Here is a 3,091-nt window from a genome sequence, read left to right as displayed (position 1 = left end):
AATGAACCTGGCTGCCATCCGGATTCGCTCAACATACATTTGGTGGATTTTGGGCAATCCTTCTGTGCTTACAGGTTCATAAAACTTCATGATCTGTTGTTCACCGGCTTCAAGCTGGCTGTCTGTGAGGAAACGGTCTTTGTACAATAATTCCAATGCCAGGCTCCAGAGTTGGCCGCAATACATTTTGAGAAAAGTGCTGCGGGTTGTATGTTCCCCGGACTCGGATTTCCCGCCCCCGGCCACCCGCATTTTGGGCACTTTTTCTCTGGTTTCCTGGCGAATGCCCGGTACAGTACCATATTCCGGTACTCCGGGTGTTTCGTTGCCAGTTATTATTTCTTCAGCACTGCTATTTTTTTTCTGTTCAGCACAAGGCTGCTCTGTTTTACAGGGTGGATACTCGTTTTGGCCTGTAACTTTTTCTCTGGTGTATCCTGATAAAACTTCCCGTTCAGCCGCTTTTATCTGAATTTCTTCGGGTGCAAGCTGTTCCAGGTGCTTCTTAACTGGGTTATCAACACTTGTGAGCGTAGGCTCACGCTGCTTTAAAGCGTTGCCAGGCACATTTTCAGCATCACCAGGCTGGTCTAAAGGACAGTTGTCAACAGCTTTTACTACATTATTTATAATGTTACCAGAATCAGTAAGCGGACAATTTGTCCACTTAGCAATTTTAGGGTCTTGAAATTTCGCGGGGTTATCCACTTTCTTTAGCCCATTTGACTTGCCCGATTGATNATTTCGCGGGGTTATCCACTTTCTTTAGCCCATTTGACTTGCCCGATTGATGGGCTATTGAGAGTAGATCAGGATTGATTTCCAGCTCGTAGTCTGACTGAGTACCATGGAAAACTCTGCGTACAATAACCCCGGCACTTTCCAGCCGGTCTATGTGCCTCCGGATCGTTCTGGCAGAGACCTGTACCAAAGTTGCCAGTTGTGGGCTGTTAGTTCTCAGAGCGGGAAGCTGCTCCTTTCCTGAATTCACCTTAAGGTGAAATAACGAGGCCGCATAAACGCGAATAAGCTCTTTAGCTGTAAGGATTACACCACCGCGTAACTTTTCCGAAAGACTTTCCTGCTGTAAATTATAGGCAGTAATGTGCCTGTTCAGTGCCCGGAACGAGCCTGAATAATTGATTACCTGCATAATTTGGATTGTGGTTTACCGCACCTTTACTTGCGGGTCTTAAGTTTGGCTAACAGCTTAGTGAAACTGCTTTCATCGATAAGTATTTTTCCCTGTTTCTCTATGCCATCAATCTGAAAGTCATAGTACCAGGCTAGTATATCTTCTTCCCTCCAGCAAGGGTAAGGAGCTTCATGCTTATTAATAAGCTCTTCAGGGCTAAGAAATATCTTTGACATGGTGCTAAAGGATTTTGAATTTCTCCAGTTCGCTGGCATATATCATCCAGGTAGTACCTTCCCGGTAGGCATGCAATAAGCCTTTTACACACTGCTCAATGATATCTATGTACCGCACTCCGGTGATCTCTGAAAACTTGGAAGCTGTATATACATTGGGACGACACATACGACTCTTTATCAGCTTTGTGAAGGATTCTTCCAGGGCTAGCTGCAATTCGGCAATGTCACGCATGGTGACTGGCCTTTCCAGGTCTTTTGACTTGCCCATGGTTTAAATGATATTGCGTTCTAAAAATGCGTGGATACTTCGTTTTGAATACTTGTATTTTCTGCCGTGAAGACTGGAAGTGATTTCTTTCAGATCACGTAGCTCGATGAGTTTGTTTTTCTTAACGTTCAGAAGCTTCATGGCCTCGGCAGGATCTACCCAGTCATTTACCGGATCAGTGGCCGATAGCGTTTCACTTATCGCATCACGGGTGGCCCTCATAACTACCTGGTGGAGCTGGGCAAGGAGCTGTTTGTAACTCTCTTTCTCTATTACAATTACTTCCATTGGGTTGTGCTTTTTTGTTCTGCTGTAAAGAGAAAAAAAATATTTCACAATTTTGGGTTGTACAACCCTGCTACAACCCTCACAACCTTTGGGGTTAATTCACTGAATAATAGAAACTTAACTTACGGGAAAAAATAATTCATTTTGTTGATAAAGTCATATTGTTTTTTAATAATGTGCAACAAATTGATATATTAGTAGCTCATAAACGTTGACTAATTGACAAATTCATCTTCCAAAATATTACTTACACCGATAGATAAACTATCGGTTGACCGGCAACTGATTGCTTTTATGCAACAGCATGGTATGAGGACATTAGAGGAGTTGCTCAGGTATGGGGTTCCAGACCTCAAAAAGATGAAAGGGTTCAATGATGATATATTATTTCAGCTGATGGACTTGTTACACTCTGTCGGGGTTATGCATAGGCTGAGTCAATGGCCAAAACAGTAAGTATATATTACCCTTTCAGGTCATCCAGTCTGTCTATAGCCATTTGAAATTGCTGCTGAATTCGGCTGGCAGCTTTATAGTCCACTGTCAAAAACTTATTATAAAAACTTTGACTTGATATCTGTTCTGCCCGGGTTGTGTTAAAAAGGTTGGTTACCGTCCTGGATAAGTCCGATCCGTTTATATCCGGAATTAAACCTGCCTCATGAAGTCCTCGGAACAGTGTAGCCAGTTCTGCGACTGTACCCGCATAACTGAATTTACTGGTTGAACTTGTTTTCTCATTGGGCCTGCAAATACTGATCTGTTTTTTACACCAGGATATCATCGCTTCACTTACAGCTACATGGTACGGGTTGTAAATATTCGGACCTGATGAAAGCAGTTTCTTATACTTCTTGATCCTTCCTTTCAAGTATTCTTTACGCTGCGGGAAGTTCAAGAATTGTATAACAGATTTGTTTTGTCGTATCAGGTAATAAACAAATTGCGTTGAATTAAACCCTTCAGTGAGTAAAACATCGGTAATTAGTTCAGAGATAAAGGTGCTGGGCCGGTCTTTATTTTCTCTTAGGATAACATGAAGCCGTTCAACCAGCATTTCGAACTTACCGAGACTTGATAATGGCATGCTACATTCCCTACTGGAGAAGCTCGATAAAAATTCATGTAAAACTTCTCTTAACATATCATCGGTAGCATTAG

Annotated in this window: 7 protein-coding genes; 1 reads left to right on the top strand and 6 read right to left on the bottom strand. The window is 42.4% G+C overall.

Features of this window, described 5'->3' with window-relative positions; translation table 11 throughout:
• The 5 genes from JMN32_RS15125 to JMN32_RS27530 form a co-directional block, all read right to left on the bottom strand.
• Positions 1-708, bottom strand: a 708-nt coding sequence (locus JMN32_RS15125; RefSeq protein WP_202857190.1) for a hypothetical protein, incomplete at its 3' end; no start/stop codon positions are given.
• Positions 701-1,153 carry a winged helix-turn-helix transcriptional regulator gene (locus JMN32_RS15120; RefSeq protein WP_202857189.1) on the bottom strand — a complete coding sequence of 151 codons (453 nt, stop codon included), beginning with the start codon at positions 1,151-1,153 and terminating at the stop codon, positions 701-703. The genes JMN32_RS15125 and JMN32_RS15120, both read right to left, overlap by 8 nt.
• Positions 1,154-1,179: 26 nt before the next feature.
• Positions 1,180-1,371, bottom strand: coding sequence for a hypothetical protein (locus JMN32_RS15115; RefSeq protein WP_202857188.1), 192 nt, complete (start codon positions 1,369-1,371; stop codon positions 1,180-1,182).
• A gap of 4 nt (positions 1,372-1,375) precedes the next feature.
• Positions 1,376-1,642, bottom strand: a complete 267-nt coding sequence (locus JMN32_RS15110) for a hypothetical protein (protein WP_202857187.1) — start codon at positions 1,640-1,642, stop codon at positions 1,376-1,378.
• A 3-nt stretch (positions 1,643-1,645) separates the two neighbouring features.
• Positions 1,646-1,978, bottom strand: a complete 333-nt coding sequence (locus tag JMN32_RS27530; RefSeq protein ID WP_202857186.1) for a helix-turn-helix domain-containing protein — start codon at positions 1,976-1,978, stop codon at positions 1,646-1,648.
• Between the two features lie 171 nt (positions 1,979-2,149).
• Between JMN32_RS27530 and JMN32_RS15100 the strand changes: the two genes are divergently transcribed.
• The gene (locus tag JMN32_RS15100) at positions 2,150-2,386 is read left to right on the top strand and encodes a hypothetical protein (RefSeq protein WP_202857185.1); all 237 of its coding nucleotides are present in this window, start codon (positions 2,150-2,152) and stop codon (positions 2,384-2,386) included.
• Positions 2,387-2,393: 7 nt separating this feature from the next.
• Here JMN32_RS15100 and JMN32_RS15095 read toward each other — a convergent pair.
• On the bottom strand, positions 2,394-3,091 hold a 698-nt coding region (locus tag JMN32_RS15095), incomplete at its 5' end, for a hypothetical protein (RefSeq protein ID WP_202857184.1).

Source organism: Fulvivirga marina (assembly GCF_016775155.1).
GTDB lineage: Bacteria > Bacteroidota > Bacteroidia > Cytophagales > Cyclobacteriaceae > Fulvivirga > Fulvivirga marina.
Note: the sequence above shows the minus strand (reverse complement) of the source record. Positions and strands in the feature narration are given on the sequence as shown.